Consider the following 19,771-nt stretch of genomic DNA (forward strand, 5'->3'; position numbering starts at 1 on the left):
CGAAGTTGAGGTCGATAACGACGATACATTACTGTTGGTTGTGCTCAGACCGGTCGACAACGAGGCAATGCCGGTCGACAGCGAGGTGACATTACTGTTGGTCGAACTCAAACCGGTCGACAAAGAGGTTTCCGCTACTCGTGACGTGCTGATGCCTGTCGAAGTTGAAGTCGACAGCGATGTCACATTACTGTTGGCGGTGCTCAGACCGGTGGACAAAGAGGTTTCCGCCACTCGTGACGTGCTAATACCAGTCGACAGACTGCCTACAGTTGTCGATGTAGATGTCGACAAACTGTTAAGGTAAATTCTGGTGTTGTTAACGTAGTTAACGCATGTAGGATCGGCAGTGTACATAGTGCCACCGCTCCCTGAAGTACATTGCGCCTCTGGCAATGTTTGTGCAAACACGTAATTAGGCGCAAACAAGAACAATTGCGCTGCGACCCCGACCGTCACCAATGCCCCGGTTACCGCTGAACTACTACGCTTGCCGCGAGCCGCAGTATTTTCGGAAACGGCGACCCAGGTGCCAAGTACTTCGCTATAAACGGTGCGGTAAATTTTATTCATGACTGGCTCTATGCAAATGGTGGTACGGCTTACGGCATGGGATCAGACTGATCGCGCATGCGAGACCACATGGAATTTGAAAATTGAGGGGTTTCTGAAGGATGCGGAGCGAACGCCGACAAGGCATTATTTGGCCGCAGTCTCTATCGACTCGTACTCATACTCGTAGCCAACTGGCCCTCGTCCGACCAGTGCATGCCGCCGATGTAACCGATCCAGGTTTTCCGGTCCGACTGCCCCTTCATCAAGGCAGCGCTTTGCTCCCACATCTGCCCTGCCTGATCGGCATCGGCCAATGTCAGCCATTGACGTGCGGCGCTAATGGCGGCGTATGCAGATTGCGCCATCGCACTTGCCGAAAGCGACATGCTCACGGTAAATAGCAGGATCAGTTTCGCAAGGCTGAAAGGCATGCCGAGCTTGTTGCGCAGCAGTGCCGCGCTATGCGCCAGCCCTTTGAATGAAACCATCTGATGCAACTTACCCATCTTTCCCCCTCGAAAATTTGGCACTTCCCTGACCAAAGAGAACTCGGCTTCATCGCATCAAAGATGGAAAGTTCAAGTGATTTGGCCACTTGCCTCAAACCTCGAGTGAAAAATTAGGAGCTCTGATAATTTGTAAAGCTGGCGGAATTTTGTGCCGCTTTTGCCGCCATCAAAAGTTAACAATATTTGACTTTAAATAACATTCTCAGATGTCTTGAGTTCTTCGCATTCGTTCTTCCATTGTGCAAACGCTACCAAATCCACGCATATGCCTTGTCAAGCCGGTGAAGCACTTAGCCCAAAAGGATGACATTCCATCGTGCGCGGCGCAGGTTTGCATCTGTGCGTTTAACTGACTGCCTATTGCTGCAATTTGAACGTCAATAAATGTCCAAACTCATGTTTTACGAAACGATGCAAATGTTAATTTCAATTGGCATTTATGTCATTAAAATAAGTTCCCCAAAGTCTCCAATAAACAACGAAAAAATTTATATATGACGATCTATTTTTTTAAATAAATCATGATTTTTCAATTTGTTTTTCAAAAAAATATGCCTGAAAGCCTTATGAATACTGGCATAGTCAAGTTATACAAATTTCATATATCACAATCAAAAAAATTTCGAACCTAAAAATAAAAAGGTAACAATTGTTCACATAGCTAAAGTGGAAGCTCTCTAATCCAAAGCAAATCTCTCAGCATATTTCCGCATGGAAATGATAAATATGTTTCTTCCAATTAATAAAATGATAATCGAAGAAATTTTCAATAAAAAAATTGACAATCACCGCAATAAGTCGCCAATTCGATGTAAAAACAACATTTTATGTGGCGGCAATTACAACGAATTAAACGGTGAACAGAAGCCCTCATGCATCCTCGAAAAGCTAGAATTCGCGACAATACCGGGCATGTGAAGTGATTTGATAAAAGTGCGGCTTATTCCATCGCCAGACGTAGCGACGTAAATAGAAATGTAAATTTGATTGTCAATTCAGCCATGCAGCTGCTGTTTCGAAAGCGACACATACGTCAACTCGGGACAATAAAAAACCCGCAGCGACATGGTCGTTGCGGGCTTATAGCGAAGCTGAGGCGCGCTATCTCGTATTGTTCTGATTGCTCTGATTGTCGCTTTCCGCCTCTGCCGCAGCATCAGCCAGACGCTGCGCTATTTCCTCTTGGTGGCGCGCCAGCAAGGCGGCACGGGTTTGCGGTGTTTCCAGGCTAATGCGGCCAAGCGCGCCGGTACGATAATCTTGCAACAAGGTATGCGCGGCCTTCTCCAGGTCAAGATCGCCGCCCTTGAGGCGAAAGCCGCGACGCAGCGCTACGCCTTCGATTACGCTGACGCCATCGATACCTTCCGTCTTGATGCCGTAACGCGCCGCCAGCAAGGGTGCGTAGCGAATCAGCAGCTCGTCGGCCAGAAACGTCGCGACCTCTTCCTCAATCAGTGCGTTAGTGCCTATGGCGTGGCTGGCGGCCAGCATCAGGCCGTCGCTCGGGTGGGCGATCTTCGGCCATAGCATGCCAGGGGTGTCGATCAACACCATATTGTTACCCAGGTAGAGGCGTTGCTGAACCTTGGTCACGGCCGGCTCATCGCCTACCGCCGCCACGCGGCGCTTCAGCAAGGCGTTCATCAGCGTCGATTTGCCGACGTTGGGTATCCCCATGATCATCATGCGCAATGGCTTCAGGGGCGTGCCGCGGTGCGGCGCCAGCGTCAGGCACAAACCAGGTATCTTGGCGACATCCGAAGGCTTCTTGCAGCTCAGCGCCACTGCATGCACGTTTTTCTGGCTGTTGTAATACGCAATCCAGGCCTGTGTGACGGCGGGATCGGCCAGATCGCTCTTATTGAGAATTTTCAGGCAGGGGCGCTGGCGAAACACGCGCAGCTGTTCGATCATCGGATTGCAACTGGCTTGCGGCAAACGGCCGTCCAGCACTTCGATCACAAGATCGACCTTCTCCATAGCTTCCGCCGCCTTCTTGCGGGCGGCGTTCATGTGACCTGGGAACCATTGTATGGACATGCGTTGTCTTGTCTGACTAAAATAAACCGCTATTGTACGGACTTATTTCGGTTCTACCTTGGGTTCTACCTTATCCTTGACGCCGCTCTCTATGTGGCCAAGGGCGGTAAATCGCCGTTAGCCCGGCGTTCTTCGCGTCTTGCCCATGGTCCTGCGACCGCATAATTATTCGAGTTCGGCCAATACTTTCATATGAGCAACCACGCTGCGCCCCAGCGCCGACAGGTTGTAGCCGCCCTCCAGGCAACTGACGATGCGGCCTTGTGCATGCTGGGCAGCGACTCGCATGATCTGCCGGGTGAGCCAGGTATAGTCGGCCTCGACCAGGCCCATCTGCGCCATATCGTCTTCTCTGTGCGCATCGAAGCCGGCGGAAACAAAAATCATCTGCGGACGGTGCGCATCCAGCGCCGGCAGCCATTGTTCTGCCACCAATTGCCGCACTATGCTGCCATCGCTATAGGCTGACACAGGAATATTGACGGCATTGTCACCCTCTTCCGGCTCGGTACCGCTGTACGGGTAAAACGGGTGCTGGAAAAAACTCACCATCAGCACGCGCGGATCCTGCGCAAAAATCTGTTCGGTGCCATTGCCATGATGGACATCGAAATCGACAATCGCCACCCGCTCCAAGCCGTGCGCCTCAAGCGCGTGGCGAGCCGCAAGCGCAATGTTATTGAACAGGCAAAATCCCATGGAGGCGTTCGAGGTGGCGTGATGTCCGGGCGGACGCACCGCGCAAAACGCGTTGTCGATGTCACCCGCGATGACCGCGTCAGTCGCGGCCAATGCAGCGCCTGCGGCACGTAGCGCCGCTTGCCAGCTATGCGCGTTGACTGAAGTATCGGGATCCAGCGGATAGATGCCAGCCGTGCCGGCCAAAGCCAGGCTATGTTCGCGCACCCGGGCGATCATGGCTGCACTGTGAACCCGCGCCAGGTCGCCCTCGCGCGCCAATGGCGGACTACGGTGATCCAGCAACTGGTCGATACGGCTGGCGATCAGCTGGTCTTCGATCGCCTGTAGCCGCGCCGGCGATTCTGGATGCCCTGGGCCCATGTCGTGCAGCTTGCAGTCAGGGTGAGTGTAGAAAGCAGTAGTCAATTGATCTCGCCAAAGGTCTTGCCGCAAATAGTGCTGTAAATCGAGCTGCGAAACGGTGCGGCAACATGACTAGTGTACCCAAGAAACGGGACAATAATGAGCAGATGCACATACATCGTCCTAATCCGCGGCGGGAAATCAGGGCCGCCTTAAGAAAAACCCCATAATTCCTAGGCTAATTCCAGGGAAGTTTGTATGATTCTCTCTCCCGACTCTCTCTATTATGCTGCCCTCACCAGACAAACCCATGTTCGCAAAAATCCACGCAGTTGCACAGCAAGTCGGTCAAATAGTCGTCGGCAAGGATCATCAGATCCGCCAGGCATTGGTGTGCCTGCTGGCGGGCGGCCATCTTCTGATTGAGGATGTGCCCGGTGTCGGCAAGACTACCTTGGCGCATGCTCTGGCCATTTCCTTGGGGCTGCGCTTCAATCGCCTGCAATTTACCAGCGATCTGCTGCCGGCGGACGTGGTGGGAATCTCGGTTTTCGACCGCGAGAAAAGCAGCTTTGTGTTTCATCCGGGGCCGGTGTTCACCCAGGTGCTGCTGGCCGATGAAATCAATCGCGCCACGCCCAAGACCCAGTCAGCGCTGCTGGAAGCGATGGAAGAACGCCAGGTCACCGCCGAAGGCGTCACGCGCGACCTGCCAGAGCCGTTCTTCGTCATCGCAACCCAGAACCCAGCCCATCAGGTTGGCACTTTCGCCCTGCCCGAGTCGCAACTGGATCGCTTTCTGATGTGCTTGTCGCTGGGGTATCCGGACGCCACCGCCGAGCGCGCGCTGCTGATGGGGGAGGATCGCCGCATCTTGCTGAAATCCATCGCCCCGATGATGCAAGCCGCTGAGTTAATCGAAGCCAGGCTGGCATTGAAGCAGATCCATACCTCAGCCTCATTGATCGATTACATACAGGCGCTGACGCATGCTTCGCGCCAAAATGGCTTGTTTGCAGAAGGCATGAGCCCGCGCGCCGCAATCGCATTGCTGCAGGCGGCCCGGGCCTGGGCTGCCATGGAAGGCCGCAACCATGTCATTCCCGAGGATGTCCAGGCGGTATTGGTCCCCGTGACAGCGCATCGCCTGCGTCCGCTGAAAGCGCACGCAGGCAGCACTCTTGGTGCGCGCGACCTGGTGTTGCAGTTGATGAAATCGGTCGCGGTGTAAACCGCTAACCGCCCTTGCTTCGCTATCAGTCTGCGACCGCCACCATGCTGACCTCTCTCCGCAAACGATTCCGGGATTGGCTGGATCGGTCCTTGTTCCAGCTACGCGATGCCGAACCGGGAGAGGTTTTTCTCACCCAGCGGCGGGTATTCATCGTACCGAGCAAACCCGGTCTTGCTTTTGCCGTCATGCTGATATTGCTGTTCTTATGTTCCATCAATTACAACCTGAGCCTTGGCTTTGGCTTGACCTTCCTGCTGGCTGCCTGCGCTGTCATCGACATGCATCTGACTTTCCGTAACCTGGCCTATTTGCATCTGACCGCCGGCAAGGTAGCTGCGGTATTCGCCGGCGAAGATGCGCTGTTCGAGCTGCATCTGGCGAACCGGCGCAAGCATACCCGTTATGCGATCCGGCTCGGCTTCATCGGACGCGGCTTGCCGGCCATGGAACGGGCGACAGATGTCACGGCCCATAGCACCAGCCATCTGACGCTGGCGGTCACCACCACCCGTCGCGGCTGGCAGCCGGCGCCCAGGATACGTTTGCAAACGCGCTTTCCGCTTGGCTTGCTGCGCGCCTGGAGTTACTGGCAACCGGATAGCAAAGCCTTGGTCTACCCGCAGCCGGAAGCCTCGACCTCGACCCCGCCGCTGCCGCTGGCGCCCATCGAAAGAAGCGATGGCGACGGCGTCGCCGGGCATCAGGATTTTGCCGGGATCCGGACCTATCAAAACGGCGACTCGCTCAAGCACCTGGCCTGGCGCCAAATCGCCAGGCTGGATACCGATCTCGACCCCAAGCTGATCACCAAGCAGTTCGAAGGCGGCGCGGTCAGCGATTTATCGATTGATTTTGATGCGCTGCCTTACGACATGGCGCTCGAAGACAAACTCTCGCGCATGACGCGCTGGATACTGGAAGCGGAAGCACGCCAGCTGCCGTATGCGTTCCGCCTCGGCGACAACATCCATGCCGCAGCACTCGGACCGGCCCATCAGCGCGCCTGTCTGCGCGCGCTGGCGCTATACCAAGGTGCGCCATGAACCGGCCCATGCAACAGCTCAGAGCCGAGCTTGAGAGCAAGCCCTTGTTCCGCAACTCAAGCACGTATATGCACATGCTGCCGCGCGACAAGAGCGATACCTTGCTGCTGCTCAGCGCCTGCGCCATGGTGTTGCTGCCGCATTTTTTGCATCTGTTCTGGTGGGCCTCGCTGATCTGCGGCGGGCTGCTGCTGTGGCGCGCCTGGATTACCTTGCGCGGCCAGCGCTTGCCGCCGCTATGGCTGTTGCTGCCGCTGGCGGCACTCGCCATGGCGGGAGTCTATATCGATTTCCACACCTTGCTCGGACGCGATGCCGGGGTGGCGATGCTGGCGTTATTGCTGACGTTTAAATTACTGGAAATGCGCGCCCGGCGGGATTTGTTCGTGGTGCTGCTGTTGAGTTTCTTTTTGCTGCTTACCGGTTTTTTCTATTCGCAATCCATGCTGTCCTTGCTGTGGATGATGGCGACCCTGGTGCTGATCTTGACGGCACAGCTATCGTTTCAATATACCGGCCTGGTGCCGCCACTCAAGCAGCGGCTGCGCCTGGGCGCCTTGGTGCTGGCCATGGCGTTGCCGCTGACGCTGATTCTGTTTTTGCTGTTTCCGCGAATCCAGGGGCCGTTGTGGGGCTTGCCTGGCGATGCCCACGGCGGCCGTACAGGTTTGTCGGACAGCATGGCGCCCGGCAATATCGCGCAACTGGCTCTATCCGATGAGATTGCATTCCGCGTCAAATTCATCGATGCACCGCCCGCCCCTGCCAAGTTGTATTGGCGGGGCGCGGTGCTGAATGATTTCGATGGCCGTACCTGGACGCAGGGACAGGCAAGCGATCCTGCAGCCGATACCGCGCCTCATATTCAGGCCGTGTCCAACCTTAGCCTCAATCCCGACCCTGGCTCGTCAACTACAGTACGCCAGCAAATAACGATGGAAGCGAATGGCCAGCGCTGGCTGTTTGCGCTGGAAACGCCGCAACTGGCGCCGGCGCTGGAGGGAATTCCGGTGCGGCTGACGGCAGAGCATCAGATTCGCGCAGCACGCGCGATCAATGAGCGCGTACGCTACGATGTCACCTCGAATCTGAAACCCGCGCCATCGGATCCGATATCAACGAGCGGCATGCAACAGGCGCTGGCGTTGCCGAATAATTTTAATCCGCGCACCCAGGAATTTGCGGCCGACCTGCGTAAAAAATGGCCCGACGACGCTGCGCTGGTGAGCGCCGTACTGAGTTTCTTTCGCCATGAAAAATTCAGCTACACGCTAGAACCGCCGCTGCTGGGCAGGGATAGCGTCGACGATTTTCTGTTTTCCAGCCGCGCCGGCTTTTGCGAACACTATGCCAGCTCCTTTGTGGCGCTGATGCGCGCAGCACGGATTCCCGCGCGCGTAGTGACCGGTTATCAGGGCGGTGAAATCAATGCGGTCGATGGCATGATGACGGTGCGCCAGTCCGACGCCCATGCCTGGGCCGAAGTCTGGTTGCCGCCGCGCGGCTGGGTAAGAGTCGACCCGACTGCGGCGGTGGCGCCGAGCCGGATTGAAACCCAGCTCAGCAATGTGCTGCCGCGCTCTTTCTTCGGCAACCTGCTGGGCGGCGCTGCCGGCCAGGCCAACTGGTGGTCCGGCTTGAACGCCTCGGCCGCTCTGCTGCGCGCCAATTGGGAAGCGCTAGGCAACGGCTGGAACCAATGGGTGCTGAATTACACGCCGGCGCGGCAAATGGGTCTGATGCACTGGCTTGGATTTGACGGATTCGACTGGCGCAGCCTGATCATCCTGATGCTGGCCGTCGGCACGGTTGCGGTCGGCAGCGTCACCTTGCCTTTGCTGTTGGCGCGAAACAAGAGCAATCCGCTCGATACTGTATACTCTTCGCTGTGCGCGCAGATGGCGCGGCGTGGCATGGCGCGCAACAAGCATGAGGGGCCGGACACTTACGGTCGCCGGCTGTGCGCAAGTAACTCGCCGCTAACGCCATCTGTCAAAATAGCGGTCAAGCGCTTCATGGCATTGTACGAGGCCCTGCAATACGGCGCCGACTACGGGCCGGACAATAAGCCGCCAGCGCCTTTAATGGCACAACTAAAATTACTGCTCTCCCAATGTCGATGAAATCAACTCCCGGTCTCCATACTGTCGTCCAGCTTTGCGCTATCGCACTGGCGATCTCGGCAAGTCCCAACCTGCTGGCGCAGCAAAGCAACTCCGGCAAGACAGCTTCGACAAGGGTCCAGGCACAGATACGTAAGGTCAGCAGCAATGCCGACGATGGAGAATTCGCCAATTTCGCCGACTGGAAAGAAGTCTCGGCTTTCATCGACCAGATGGTCGAAAAGAACGGCTTCGACCGAGCCGAGCTGGTCACCATGTTTAACAAGGTGCGCTATATCGACAGCGCCATCCAGTTGATGAAACCCGCGCCGGCGAGCAAGCCTAAGAACTGGGCAGCCTACCGCGCCCGTTTTGTCGAACCGGTGCGTATCCAGGCCGGCGTCGATTTCTGGAATAGCTATGCCGATGCCTTGAGCCGCGCAGAATCGCAATATGGCGTACCGGCGGAAATCATCGTCGGCATCATCGGCGTCGAAACCGTCTACGGCCGCAATGTCGGGAGTTTCAGGGTCATGGATGCCATCACCACGCTGGCATTCGACTATCCGAATACGCCTACGCGCGAGGCACGGATGCAGTTTTTCCGCAGCGAGCTGGAAAATACCCTGCTGTACGCCAGGGAATCGGGCATCGATCCATTTACCTTGTTGGGCTCATACGCCGGCGCCATCGGCTGGCCGCAGTTCATGCCGAGCAGCATACGTCAGTACGGCGTGGATTTTGACGGCAAGGGGAAAATCGATTTACGCAATTCGCCAATCGATGCGATTGGCAGCGTCGCCCACTACCTGGCAGAGCACGGCTGGAAAACCGGCATGCCCATCGTCTTCCCGGCAACGCTTTCGACCGACACCAGTACCGAAAACCGCTGGCAGGCATTTATCGGCCAGGGCCTGGAAGCCAAATATTCGCTGGATGACCTGACTGCGGCAGGCGTGGTGCCCGGCGTAGTGCTGCCGAATGACATGCGATTCGGCCTGGTCGACTTGCAAAACGGCCAGGGACCGGCCGAGTATTGGCTGGGCACCGATAATTTCTTCTCCATCACGCAATACAACCGCAGTTTCTTTTATGCGATGTCGGTGGTGGATCTGGGGCGTGCGGTGCGGGTGGCTCGTGACCAAAATTAAAATCAGGGATTGCTGACGCTAAGTTCGACTTCCACGGTCTGGTCGCCGGCGGTCAGCCAGATCTGCGCATCCTGGATCGTGCATTGCAGCTGCATGTTGCGCTGGGCGAAGCAGGTCAAGGCCTCGCTGCTGGCCGCGGCAATATTGATGACGGTCAGGTTGCGGGCGCGCGCCACTTTGCTGCTGATCTGATTCCACCAGATGTGGCTGGTGCTGCTGTAGCTGTATACCACCACCTGCGCCGCCCGTCCGCAAGCCTTGAGAATGCGCTTTTCATCGGGTTGACCAACCTCAATCCAGAGATCAATCGCACCGGTCAGATCCTTGGCCCACAAATCGGGCTCATCGGCATCCGACAGGCCTTTGCCGAATGCCAAAGCGGCCGATGCGTGACGGGCGAAAGCCAGCAGGCGCACCATCATACGTTCATCGGTTTCCGACGGATGACGCGCCAGCGTCAGGGCGTGCTCCTGATAATAATGACGATCCATATCGGCAATTTGCAGATCGGCTTTGAAAATAGTTGCTTTAAGGGCCATAACGCCTATTGTTATATATAAGTTGAATCAAACCCGGCCTGTCGCAATCACGGGATCGGAAGAATAACCCGATTTCTGCCCGATGGAGCACGAATGGCGTAGATATATGCGCGCCGGCAAGGCTTGAAGCCGTCAGGTTCACCCTTACCTTTGTCTTAACACCTTGCAAATATTGATACTTACCCCATGACAACTTCTGCATCAGCAACATTATCGCCATTCTCCAGCGAAGTAATCGCTCACACAAAATTGTGGCTGGAGCGCGCTGTGATCGGACTCAATCTCTGTCCTTTCGCCAAGGCGGTGTTTATAAAGGATCAGATCCGCTACGTCGTCAGCACAGCGCAGACGCCGGAAGAGCTGTTGGCGGACCTGGCGAAAGAGCTGGAATTTCTGCACCAGACAGATCCGGAGGCAGTCGACACCACTTTGCTGATACATCCCGATGCATTACGCGATTTTTTGGACTACAACGATTTTCTTGATGTCGCCGATGCAGCTGTCGATGAACTCGAGCTGGATGGAGAAATCCAGGTTGCCAGCTTTCATCCTGACTATCAGTTCGCCGACACCGAGGCGGACGACATCAGCAACTATACCAATCGTGCGCCCTACCCGACCTTGCATCTGTTACGCGAAATTAGCGTCGAACGCGCAGTCGATGCATTCCCGGATGCATCCGAGATATTCAACAAGAATATGCAAACCTTGCATCAATTGGGTTTAGCTGGCTGGCAGAAAATATTGAGGGAGGGATAGACAAAAACAAATTTTATTGCTATTTTATTAATTAAAATATGTTGTAAAAATGGTTTTCCTTGCAATTTTTACGGAAAGTTACTAAATAGTAATAGACATCGTAATAAGAAAATTTTAAATTGAGCTTGTGCAACTTATTTGTATATTTGGTCACTAAACAAAGGTAGGTTGTTTGTTACCAATGTAATGTACAACATGCTGTGCAATGTACTTAGCGGTATCAGCTGTACCATGAAGAAAAAGATAGGGAGTTTCTTTATGACAAATATGTGCTCAAAATCAGTATAAAATACGGCAATCTTATAAGGCTGCCAATAAAACTGGGAGGTGCACTTGGTAATAGTTCGGTATAAATTGCACAAACACTTCCCATATATCAACTAGGATAACGGAATCAATTGATTATGACTATGAATACTACCCCAGACGCACCAACTAGCAACAAGCTCGATGAGCAGGTGACCTATGACCCAAACCACCTGCTGGATTCATTAATCGACAAGTTGCATTTGAAAAATGATGCGGCACTTTCGCGCTCGCTAGAAGTAGCGCCACCGGTCATCAGCAAGATCCGCCATCGCCGCTTGCCGGTTGGCGCATCGCTGCTGATCCGTATGCACGAAGTCAGCGATCTGACTATTCGTGAGTTGCGTGCGTTGATGGGCGATCGTCGCGAAAAATTCCGTATCAGCGACAAGCAATTCAAGCCAAAGAGCAAGATCGAAGCCGAAAAGCTGAAGTAATCAGCATGTCGGCAAGGTCCGGAGTTCCTGCCTGAAGCAGTTTGCTTCAGGCAGGGAAGACACCTGTAGATAAATAACGATCGCCGCGATCGCAAACGACGAAAACAATCGTCGCGTTTTCTACCTGCTGTGAAATCCTGATTGCTACTTCGCAGCCCCCCCCTGTAGATATCCCGCAGAAAATCCCCTCTTCACTTGCCAGTCTGCGCGCCATATGTTCGGACGCGGCCTGACTGACTGACTCAATCTGGTCCACCCTGGAATGCTCGTATATCTTTGGCAGATAGGCTTCCGGCCACTTTCTGATACCTGGAATTTGCGAACCTTCTTCCGGCTGCGCACCGATTATGCGGATCGCCTGATTCTGTTCCTTCAGGTAGGTGGAAACTCCCATGATGGTGCCGGTGGTGCCCATCGCGCTCACAAAATGCGTGATGCGCCCTTCGGTGTCGCGCCAGAGCTCGGGACCGGTGGTTTCATAATGCGCCAGCGGATTGTCCGGATTGGCAAACTGGTCGAGGATCAGTCCCGCACCGTCTTTTTGCATTTTTTCGGCCAGATCGCGCGCATATTCCATGCCGCCGGTCTTGGGAGTGAGAATGATCTTGGCGCCGTACGCAGCCATGCTTTGACGCCGTTCCTCGCTCAGGTTTTCCGGCATCAACAACACCATCTTGTAGCCGCGCATGGCAGCCACCATCGCCAGGGCAATGCCGGTGTTGCCGCTGGTTGCCTCAATCAGGGTATCGCCCGGTTTGATCTGGCCGCGCGCTTCGGCGTGCTTGATCATCGACAACGCCGGCCGGTCTTTCACCGATCCGGCTGGATTGTTGCCTTCCATCTTGCCCAGGATAACGTTATTTCGTTGCGCGGCGTCGCTGCCGGGGATGCGTTTGAGTTGTACCAGAGGCGTATTGCCGATTGTGTCTTCGATAGTCAGATAAGGCATAGTGTGTGCAGGCGTCTCGTCCAAAAAGCTCATTTTAATATGAGACTTTGTTAGGCGTATGAAAGCCTGACAAACCGGATCAAATAGTACTTGGCAAGCACACAAGCGGTCTTAAAAAGAAAAAACCCCGAAGTGCGGACGGGGCGAAGTAGCTGCATCATGTATTGTCTGCCTGGATTGAAACGGGTAGCTGCCGGGACACCCTACTTGCCCTTGGCTACCGGCTTGGCTGCCGGCTTGGCCGCAGCGGTGGCAGGCGCCGTTGCGGCCTCTCCGCCCACCTTCGGCTTACCGTTCACCAGCAAGCCAGCCTGTGACAGCTTGACCGATTTTTTGTCGCCAATGCCTGGCACGCGGCTTTGAAAATCGGCCCAGTCTTTGAAGTTACCGCCTCTGCCACGTTCGTCGACAATACGTTTAGCGGTAGCGGAACCGATGCCCTTGATACCGTTCAGGGCGGACAGATCGCCTTTGTTGACGTCGACCTGAGCGAAACTGGCGGTGGCCATCAACATGCCGGCTATCAGCAATAATTTTTTCAGCATTTCGTCTTTCTCCCATGAGTGTGTTGGTGAAACAAATGATCAATCAGACGCGAAAACGTCCAATTAATTATAATCACGGGCACACGGAAAATTGACGTTTACACCACAAACAAGATTTGACTTAGCCAGGAGCGGCGTTCCGCAAATAGTAAATATGGAAGGCTATCCCAGCAATTCTTCGCGGCTGACGGTTGCCGTACCGAGTTTGCCGACCACGATGCCGCCAGCACGGTTCGCCAGCGCGACGGCGTCGGCAATCGGCAATCCGGCTCCCAGCATCACTGCCAGCGTGGCAATCACGGTATCGCCGGCGCCGGAGACGTCGTATACCTCACGCGCCATGGCAGGGAAATGGCGGATTTCCTTCTCGGTATATAAACTCATTCCTTCTTCCGAGCGCGTCAACAGCAACGCTTCGAGTTGCAGGGAGGTGCGCAGCTTTTGCGCTTTCGCGGTCAGCTCTTCTTCATTCTTCCAGCTGCCGACAATATGCTTCATCTCCGATTTATTCGGCGTCAGGACGGTCGCTCCCGCATAACGCGAGAAGTCATCGCCCTTGGGATCGACCAGGATACATTTACCGGCTTGCCTGGCGGCCGCAATCATGTCCGCCACATTGACCAGGCTGCCTTTGGCGTAATCGGACAAGACGATCACCTGATATTGCGGTAACAGAGTGTTGAAACGAGTCAGTTTGTCGCGCAATACGGCATCGGTCGGGGCTTCTTCAAAATCGATGCGCAGCAATTGCTGCTGGCGGCCTATGACGCGCAATTTGATGATGGTCGAGATGGTCGGATCCCTCGCCAGGAAACTGTCGACCCCCATCTCGCCCAGCATGCTGTCGACGGCGTCGCCAGCCTCGTCCTGGCCCACCACGCCTAGCAAGCCGGCGGCACCGCCCAAGGTAGCGATATTACGCGCCACGTTGGCGGCGCCGCCCAGACGCTCTTCGCGCTTTTCAACCCGGACCACAGGCACCGGTGCTTCTGGCGAAATCCGGCTTACGTCACCGAACCAGTAACGGTCCAGCATGACATCGCCGACCACCAGGATCTGTACGTTTTCAAAGGAAGCGGGCAGCTTGTAGGCAGATGTATTCATGTTCTTATCCACGCGCCAGCACCGAACGGCCGATACCGTAATACTCGAAACCCAGCTCGCCCATCACCTCGGGCTCGTACAAATTACGGCCATCGAAGACGAGCGGCGTCTTGAGCAGCGTTTTTACCTGCTCGAAGTCGGGGCTGCGGAAGGTCTTCCACTCGGTCACGATGACCAAGGCGTCGGCATTTTGCAAAGCATCGGTCTGGTTGTCGCAAAAGCGGATGCGCTCAAAGGCGCCAGGCGTAGCGGCAAGATCCAGCGCCAATACCCGCTTGGCCTCGGTCATCGCTACCGGATCATGCACCGCCACGCTAGCGCCGCGCGCAATCAGTTCGCCCAGCAGCACGCGCGATGAAGCTTCGCGCATGTCATCGGTATTCGGCTTGAACGCCAGGCCCCACAATGCAAAATGCTTGCCGCTCAGGTCCGCGCCGAAACGCTCGCAGATCTTTTGTCCCAGCACGTGTTTCTGGTTGTTATTGACTCGTTCAACCGCGCGCAGGATATGCAATTCCTGGCCATATGCGCGTGCGGTGCGTTCCAGCGCCTGCACGTCCTTGGGGAAACAGGAACCGCCGTAGCCGCAGCCGGCGTACAGGAAACTATAGCCGATGCGCGGGTCGGAACCGATGCCATGGCGCACGGCTTCGATGTCGGCGCCGACCTTGTCGGCCAGGTTGGCCAGTTCATTCATGAATGAGATGCGGGTCGCCAGCATCGCATTCGCTGCGTATTTGGTGAATTCGGCGGAACGTACATCCATCCAGAATGTGCGTTCGTGGTTACGATTGAACGGCAGGTACAGCTGCTTCATCAGCGCTTGCGCCTGCTGGCCTGAGGCGCTTTCGTCGCAGCCGATGACGATGCGGTCAGGCCGCATGAAATCTTCGACGGCAGCGCCTTCTTTCAGGAATTCCGGATTGGAGACGACCGAGAATTGCGGCGCCTCGCCGCTCAGCTTACGTGCGTCCAAACGTGCATCCAACTCGGCCTGGATCGCTGCGCTCACCTTGTCTGCGGTACCTACCGGCACCGTCGACTTGTCGACGACGACCTTGAAGCCGGTCATATATTTGCCGATGTTGCGGGCCGCGGCCACCACGTATTGCAGGTCGGCGGAACCGTCTTCATCGGGCGGCGTGCCGACAGCGATAAACTGCACCTGGCCATGCGCTACGCTGGCGGCAATATCGGTGGAAAAATGCAGGCGTCCGGCAGCGCGATTACGGCTGACGATTTCAGACAGGCCCGGTTCATGGATAGGAATGCCGCCGCTATTGAGCAAGTCGATCTTGCGTTGATCCAGATCCAGGCAAAATACATCGTTGCCCAATTCGGCCAGGCAAGCACCTGTGACCAAACCGACATAACCGGTACCGATAATAGTAATTTTCATGTTATTCCGTGAATGCGCTGCGCTGCCCGCTATAGATATGTCGGGCCAGCAGGATTAATTCATTACGTTCAATTCTTCAGTACGGCGCGGCGGGTAGGTTTCCCATCGGCTGCACCCCGGGCATTGCCAGTAGAACTGACGTGCCTTGAAACCGCAGTGACTGCATTGGTAACGCGCCAGCTTCTGCGTATAACCATGCACCAGATTCTTGACTACCGACAGCTCGCTATGCATTTCCGGCGCGATTTTCATCAAGCGTGCTTCCAGCAGCTTATCCAGGCCGAGCAAGGTCGGCGTACGCCGCAGTTCATCGCTCACCAGCTGATTGGTGGCTTCCACGCCATCCAGCTCCAGCACGGCCTTGAACACCACTTCCAGCAGATCGATGGAAGATGCTTCGGCCAGATAGGAGCGCAGCAAGCTGACGCCCTCATGTGGCCGTCCAACGGCACGGTAGCCATCCATCAAACGCTGGGCCACCAGCGCCACATGCGGCACGCTTTGCTGCTCGACCCGGCGCCAGGCATGCAATGCCGCCTCGACGTCGCCCTGAGCCAGATGCACGTCGCCCAGCAACATGGTGGCGCGCACGCTGTTGCGGTCGTTTTTCAGCGCCTTTTCCAGCAGAGACATGGCGGCCTCGGGATGACCGTCCACCAATTCATCCTGCGCCAGTTCACAATAAAACTGCGCAATTTCCTTTTGCCGTCCGCCGGCGCCGGATTGCTGCAGAGTCTGGGCCGCCTCAATCGCGCGTAGCCATTCTTTTTCGCGCTGATAGATTTCGAGCAGAGCACGCCCTGCTTGCGCCCCGTATTGGCTGCCGGCGAGCAAATTGAAGCTCTCTTCGGCGCGATCCAGCAAACCGGCTTTCAGGTAATCCTGTCCCAGCTCATATTGCGCGTGCAGGCGATGCTCTTGCGCCAGATCGGGGCGCGCCAGCAAATTCTGGTGCACCCGGATCGCGCGCTCGGTCTCGCCGCGGCGGCGGAACAGATTGCCTAGTGCGAAATGCAGCTCCGCGGTTTCCGGATCGAGCTTGACGATTTCGATGAACGCATCGATAGCCTTGTCAGGCTGTTCGTTAAGCAGAAAATTCAAACCCTTGAAATACCCACGGGGCAAACTGCGCGACTCGGATATCAGTTGATTGATATCGACCCGTGCGGCGATCCAGCCTAATCCAAAAAAGACCGGGATACCGAGTAACCACCAAATTTCAAATTCCATACGGACTGTGCTTTATGCGTGACCTGAATCTCAGGTGTGAATTGCCGGCAAGCTGCCGCTGCAAAGTACAGCGATGCAGCAAATTAAATACTTGGCGGCATTATATATTCTTGATGCTGTCCGGTTGCGGTGCTTGCGATTCTGCCAGCCGTTGTGCTTCTTGTTCTTTTTGCAGGGAAGTCAGTGCTTTTTTTGTTTTTGAGGCATTGCGGCGGTGACGGAATACGGATGGCGCCATCGCCAGGACGCCAAGGATCGCGCCAAAGACAAAGAAGCCCAGCAGGAACAGCACCAGCGGTCCTTGCATCGTCGTGCCAGGGAAGAACTGGAGATCGACGTTGCCTTTGTTCTGCAAGGCGAATCCAAAAAATACAACGAAGAGCAAGATCGAAAGAATTCGGGAAATGATTTTCATGATGCCTTTCCGTTTGATTGGGTAATAGCGGGTAGCAAACGCGCTACTCGAATGTGCAATTGGCCGGCTTGAATCTTGCCATATTTACAAATCCAAGGCTAATACGCAAACAATATAACTTTAAATGATGCGAAATTGTACGTGAAAAAAAACGGCATCCGAAGATGCCGTTTCGATTTGCTCACGCATTAACACTAACTCAGCAACTACAACTCAGTCCTCTTGAATCGGTTGCCCGACCATCGCGTCGACCCGTTCGCGCAATTCCTTGCCAGGCTTGAAGTGCGGCACCCGTTTTTCGGGCACCATCACTTTGTCGCCGGACTTGGGATTACGTCCGATCCGCGGTGGCCGCCGATTCAGCGCAAAACTGCCGAACCCGCGAATCTCGATACGCTGGCCGGTCGCCAAGGCGTCCGTCATTGCATCGAGTATGGTTTTCACCGCGTAATCCGCATCCTTAGCTACCAGTTGCGGATAACGCTCGGCCAAGCGGGCAATCAGCTCCGACTTTGTCATTAGCTTTTACTCGCTCAGTTAATTATTGCTTAGTTCTTGCTGTTATCGAGCTTTGCCTTCAACAGTGCACCCAGGCTGGTTGTGCCGGAAGCAGCATTGGAGTCCGAAGACAGCTTTTGCATTGCTTCCTGGGTTTCAACATTGTCTTTCGCCTTGATCGACAGCTGGATGCTGCGAGCCTTGCGGTCGATGTTGATGACCATGGTTTCAACAGTGTCGCCAACTTTCAGGTGGGTACCGGCATCTTCCACGCGATCGCGGGAGATTTCGGATGCACGCAGGTAGCCTTCGACTTCTTCCGACAACTGGATCACTGCGCCCTTAGGCTCAACCGACTTGACCGTACCGGAAACCAGTGCGCCCTTGTCGTTCATTGCAGCGAAGTTGTTGAATGGATCGCCTTCCAGTTGCTTGACGCCCAGGGAAACGCGCTCACGCTCAACGTCGATTGCCAGAACGATGGCTTCCAGCTCATCACCCTTCTTGAAGCGACGCACGGCTTCTTCGCCGGTTTCAGTCCAGGACAGATCCGACAGATGCACCAGACCGTCGATGTTACCTGCCAGGCCGATGAACACGCCGAAGTCGGTGATCGATTTGATCGCGCCCTTAACTTTGTCGCCCTTTTTGTGGGTAACAGCGAAATCGTCCCAAGGATTAGCCTTGCATTGCTTCATGCCCAGGCTGATACGGCGACGGTCTTCGTCGATTTCCAGAACCATGACTTCAACTTCATCGCCCAATTGAACGACTTTGTTTGGCGCCACGTTCTTGTTGGTCCAATCCATTTCGGAAACGTGGACCAGGCCTTCGATACCTTGTTCGACTTCAACGAATGCGCCGTAGTCGGTGAGGTTGGTGACTTTACCGAACAGACGGGTGCTTTGCGGGTAACGACGCGACAGACCGGTCCAAGGATCGTCGCCCAGTTGCTTGACGCCCAGGGAAACGCGATTCTTTTCTTGATCGTACTTCAGAACCTTGGCAGTGATCTCTTGACCGACCGTCAACACTTCCGATGGGTGACGAACACGACGCCATGCCAGATCGGTGATGTGCAACAGGCCGTCGATGCCGCCCAGATCCACGAATGCGCCATAGTCGGTGATGTTCTTGACGACGCCGGTAACGATGGTGCCTTCTTTCAGGGTTTCCATCAGCTTCTGGCGCTCTTCGCCCATCGAAGCTTCGATAACCGCGCGACGCGACAACACAACGTTGTTACGCTTGCGATCGAGCTTGATGACCTTGAATTCCATGGTCTTGCCTTCGAACGGCGTAGTGTCCTTGACCGGACGGGTGTCGACCAGCGAACCCGGCAGGAAGGCACGGATGCCGTTGGTCAGAACGGTCAGGCCGCCCTTGACCTTGCCATTGACAGTACCTGTCACGATCTCGCCGGACTCCATCGCTTTTTCCAGCGAGAGCCACGATGCCAGACGCTTGGCCTTGTCGCGCGACAGGATGGTGTCGCCGAAACCGTTTTCCAGCGATTCGATAGCGACGGAGATGAAATCGCCGACAGCTACTTCGAGTTCGCCGTTGTCATTTTTAAATTCTTCAATTGGAATGAAGGCTTCTGACTTGAGGCCAGCGTTGACGATAACGAAGTTATGGTCAAGGCGCACGACTTCAGCAGAAATCACTTCACCAGAACGCATGTCTTGACGTGACAGCGATTCTTCAAACAGCGCGGCAAATTCATTTGCGCCGGCAGATGCAGGGGACAGAACAGTGATTGACATAGTTTTGACTAGTTTGACAGTATTGCCGCCTTATCTACGTAATGTACCTACTAAGATGCGGTCAATATTGGGTTAGGTTTTTCAACGTCCGGCCAGACTTTGCGTCAGGCCGAACACCAAGGTGCTGCAAAAAAACAACGCAA

General features: G+C 55.2%; 19 protein-coding genes and 1 pseudogene. 7 read left to right on the forward strand and 13 right to left on the reverse strand.

Features of this window, described 5'->3' with window-relative positions; genetic code table 11:
* Positions 1 to 307, forward strand: a 307-nt coding sequence (locus BLV81_RS24375; protein WP_304441241.1) for a hypothetical protein, incomplete at its 5' end; no start/stop codon positions are given.
* Positions 308 to 441: 134 nt separating this feature from the next.
* Here BLV81_RS24375 and BLV81_RS24380 read toward each other — a convergent pair.
* The 4 genes and pseudogenes from BLV81_RS24380 to BLV81_RS21200 all read right to left on the reverse strand — a co-directional run.
* Positions 442 to 573: pseudogene (locus BLV81_RS24380) on the reverse strand (ESPR domain-containing protein); the annotation flags it as partial.
* 143 nt (positions 574 to 716) lie between these two features.
* Positions 717 to 1,061 carry a DUF4019 domain-containing protein gene (locus tag BLV81_RS21185; protein WP_092359900.1) on the reverse strand — a complete coding sequence of 115 codons (345 nt, stop codon included), beginning with the start codon at positions 1,059 to 1,061 and terminating at the stop codon, positions 717 to 719.
* Positions 1,062 to 2,165: 1,104 nt separating this feature from the next.
* The gene (gene ylqF / locus BLV81_RS21195; RefSeq protein ID WP_092359902.1) at positions 2,166 to 3,107 is read right to left on the reverse strand and encodes a ribosome biogenesis GTPase YlqF; all 942 of its coding nucleotides are present in this window, start codon (positions 3,105 to 3,107) and stop codon (positions 2,166 to 2,168) included.
* 165 nt (positions 3,108 to 3,272) lie between these two features.
* Entirely contained in the window at positions 3,273 to 4,214 is a 942-nt protein-coding gene (locus tag BLV81_RS21200; protein ID WP_092359903.1) for a histone deacetylase family protein, read from the reverse strand.
* A 247-nt stretch (positions 4,215 to 4,461) separates the two neighbouring features.
* Here BLV81_RS21200 and BLV81_RS21205 point away from each other — a divergent pair, with 247 nt between their 5' ends.
* The 4 genes from BLV81_RS21205 to mltB are packed head-to-tail and all read left to right on the forward strand — an operon-like array spanning position 4,462 to position 9,681.
* On the forward strand, positions 4,462 to 5,382 hold the full coding sequence (locus tag BLV81_RS21205; RefSeq protein ID WP_092359904.1) for an AAA family ATPase: 921 nt from the start codon (positions 4,462 to 4,464) through the stop codon (positions 5,380 to 5,382).
* A gap of 44 nt (positions 5,383 to 5,426) precedes the next feature.
* Positions 5,427 to 6,428 carry a DUF58 domain-containing protein gene (locus BLV81_RS21210; RefSeq protein WP_092359938.1) on the forward strand — a complete coding sequence of 334 codons (1,002 nt, stop codon included), beginning with the start codon at positions 5,427 to 5,429 and terminating at the stop codon, positions 6,426 to 6,428.
* Between the two features lie 8 nt (positions 6,429 to 6,436).
* Positions 6,437 to 8,551 (forward strand): transglutaminase TgpA family protein, encoded by a 2,115-nt coding sequence (locus tag BLV81_RS21215; protein ID WP_255365407.1) that lies wholly within the window; start codon positions 6,437 to 6,439, stop codon positions 8,549 to 8,551.
* Positions 8,542 to 9,681: a lytic murein transglycosylase B gene (mltB, locus tag BLV81_RS21220; protein WP_092359906.1), complete on the forward strand. Its 1,140-nt coding sequence runs from the start codon at positions 8,542 to 8,544 to the stop codon at positions 9,679 to 9,681. Before BLV81_RS21215 ends, mltB begins: the two co-directional genes overlap by 10 nt.
* A gap of 2 nt (positions 9,682 to 9,683) precedes the next feature.
* On the opposite strand, the gene BLV81_RS21225 is transcribed toward mltB, so the two are convergent.
* The gene (locus tag BLV81_RS21225) at positions 9,684 to 10,220 is read right to left on the reverse strand and encodes a YaeQ family protein (RefSeq protein ID WP_092359907.1); all 537 of its coding nucleotides are present in this window, start codon (positions 10,218 to 10,220) and stop codon (positions 9,684 to 9,686) included.
* 186 nt (positions 10,221 to 10,406) lie between these two features.
* Here BLV81_RS21225 and BLV81_RS21230 point away from each other — a divergent pair, with 186 nt between their 5' ends.
* Together BLV81_RS21230 and BLV81_RS21240 are read left to right on the forward strand one after the other, a co-directional pair.
* Positions 10,407 to 10,979, forward strand: a complete 573-nt coding sequence (locus BLV81_RS21230; RefSeq protein WP_092359908.1) for a DUF1415 domain-containing protein — start codon at positions 10,407 to 10,409, stop codon at positions 10,977 to 10,979.
* A 410-nt stretch (positions 10,980 to 11,389) separates the two neighbouring features.
* Positions 11,390 to 11,722 (forward strand): hypothetical protein, encoded by a 333-nt coding sequence (locus tag BLV81_RS21240; protein ID WP_092359910.1) that lies wholly within the window; start codon positions 11,390 to 11,392, stop codon positions 11,720 to 11,722.
* A 46-nt stretch (positions 11,723 to 11,768) separates the two neighbouring features.
* Here BLV81_RS21240 and cysM read toward each other — a convergent pair whose 3' ends face one another.
* The 8 genes from cysM to rpsA form a co-directional block, all read right to left on the reverse strand.
* Positions 11,769 to 12,671: a cysteine synthase CysM gene (cysM, locus tag BLV81_RS21245; protein WP_092359911.1), complete on the reverse strand. Its 903-nt coding sequence runs from the start codon at positions 12,669 to 12,671 to the stop codon at positions 11,769 to 11,771.
* Positions 12,672 to 12,874: 203 nt separating this feature from the next.
* Positions 12,875 to 13,216, reverse strand: a complete 342-nt coding sequence (locus tag BLV81_RS21250) for a ComEA family DNA-binding protein (RefSeq protein ID WP_092359912.1) — start codon at positions 13,214 to 13,216, stop codon at positions 12,875 to 12,877.
* A gap of 162 nt (positions 13,217 to 13,378) precedes the next feature.
* Positions 13,379 to 14,320, reverse strand: a complete 942-nt coding sequence (gene rfaE1 / locus BLV81_RS21255; RefSeq protein ID WP_092359913.1) for a D-glycero-beta-D-manno-heptose-7-phosphate kinase — start codon at positions 14,318 to 14,320, stop codon at positions 13,379 to 13,381.
* A 4-nt stretch (positions 14,321 to 14,324) separates the two neighbouring features.
* Positions 14,325 to 15,719, reverse strand: a complete 1,395-nt coding sequence (locus BLV81_RS21260; protein ID WP_092359914.1) for a UDP-glucose dehydrogenase family protein — start codon at positions 15,717 to 15,719, stop codon at positions 14,325 to 14,327.
* Positions 15,720 to 15,773: 54 nt separating this feature from the next.
* Positions 15,774 to 16,949: a lipopolysaccharide assembly protein LapB gene (lapB, locus tag BLV81_RS21265; RefSeq protein WP_092359915.1), complete on the reverse strand. Its 1,176-nt coding sequence runs from the start codon at positions 16,947 to 16,949 to the stop codon at positions 15,774 to 15,776.
* A gap of 100 nt (positions 16,950 to 17,049) precedes the next feature.
* Positions 17,050 to 17,364, reverse strand: a complete 315-nt coding sequence (locus BLV81_RS21270) for a LapA family protein (protein WP_092359916.1) — start codon at positions 17,362 to 17,364, stop codon at positions 17,050 to 17,052.
* A 213-nt stretch (positions 17,365 to 17,577) separates the two neighbouring features.
* Entirely contained in the window at positions 17,578 to 17,883 is a 306-nt protein-coding gene (locus BLV81_RS21275) for an integration host factor subunit beta (protein ID WP_092359917.1), read from the reverse strand.
* A 29-nt stretch (positions 17,884 to 17,912) separates the two neighbouring features.
* Positions 17,913 to 19,628: a 30S ribosomal protein S1 gene (rpsA, locus tag BLV81_RS21280; RefSeq protein WP_092359918.1), complete on the reverse strand. Its 1,716-nt coding sequence runs from the start codon at positions 19,626 to 19,628 to the stop codon at positions 17,913 to 17,915.
* Positions 19,629 to 19,771 lie beyond the last annotated feature (143 nt).

The organism is Collimonas sp. OK242, assembly GCF_900107095.1.
Lineage (GTDB): Bacteria > Pseudomonadota > Gammaproteobacteria > Burkholderiales > Burkholderiaceae_D > Collimonas.

Bases quoted from the DNA above. Each gene is read 5' to 3' on its own strand.
- BLV81_RS21185 (WP_092359900.1), bottom strand. From the start codon at position 1,061: ATGGGTAAGTTGCATCAGATGGTTTCATTCAAAGGGCTGGCGCATAGC.
- ylqF (WP_092359902.1), bottom strand. From the start codon at position 3,107: ATGTCCATACAATGGTTCCCAGGTCACATGAACGCCGCCCGCAAGAAG.
- BLV81_RS21205 (WP_092359904.1), top strand. From the start codon at position 4,462: ATGTTCGCAAAAATCCACGCAGTTGCACAGCAAGTCGGTCAAATAGTC.
- BLV81_RS21210 (WP_092359938.1), top strand. From the start codon at position 5,427: ATGCTGACCTCTCTCCGCAAACGATTCCGGGATTGGCTGGATCGGTCC.
- BLV81_RS21215 (WP_255365407.1), top strand. From the start codon at position 6,437: ATGCAACAGCTCAGAGCCGAGCTTGAGAGCAAGCCCTTGTTCCGCAAC.
- mltB (WP_092359906.1), top strand. From the start codon at position 8,542: ATGTCGATGAAATCAACTCCCGGTCTCCATACTGTCGTCCAGCTTTGC.
- BLV81_RS21225 (WP_092359907.1), bottom strand. From the start codon at position 10,220: ATGGCCCTTAAAGCAACTATTTTCAAAGCCGATCTGCAAATTGCCGAT.
- BLV81_RS21230 (WP_092359908.1), top strand. From the start codon at position 10,407: ATGACAACTTCTGCATCAGCAACATTATCGCCATTCTCCAGCGAAGTA.
- BLV81_RS21240 (WP_092359910.1), top strand. From the start codon at position 11,390: ATGAATACTACCCCAGACGCACCAACTAGCAACAAGCTCGATGAGCAG.
- cysM (WP_092359911.1), bottom strand. From the start codon at position 12,671: ATGCCTTATCTGACTATCGAAGACACAATCGGCAATACGCCTCTGGTA.
- BLV81_RS21250 (WP_092359912.1), bottom strand. From the start codon at position 13,216: ATGCTGAAAAAATTATTGCTGATAGCCGGCATGTTGATGGCCACCGCC.
- rfaE1 (WP_092359913.1), bottom strand. From the start codon at position 14,320: ATGAATACATCTGCCTACAAGCTGCCCGCTTCCTTTGAAAACGTACAG.
- BLV81_RS21260 (WP_092359914.1), bottom strand. From the start codon at position 15,719: ATGAAAATTACTATTATCGGTACCGGTTATGTCGGTTTGGTCACAGGT.
- lapB (WP_092359915.1), bottom strand. From the start codon at position 16,949: ATGGAATTTGAAATTTGGTGGTTACTCGGTATCCCGGTCTTTTTTGGA.
- BLV81_RS21270 (WP_092359916.1), bottom strand. From the start codon at position 17,364: ATGAAAATCATTTCCCGAATTCTTTCGATCTTGCTCTTCGTTGTATTT.
- BLV81_RS21275 (WP_092359917.1), bottom strand. From the start codon at position 17,883: ATGACAAAGTCGGAGCTGATTGCCCGCTTGGCCGAGCGTTATCCGCAA.
- rpsA (WP_092359918.1), bottom strand. From the start codon at position 19,628: ATGTCAATCACTGTTCTGTCCCCTGCATCTGCCGGCGCAAATGAATTT.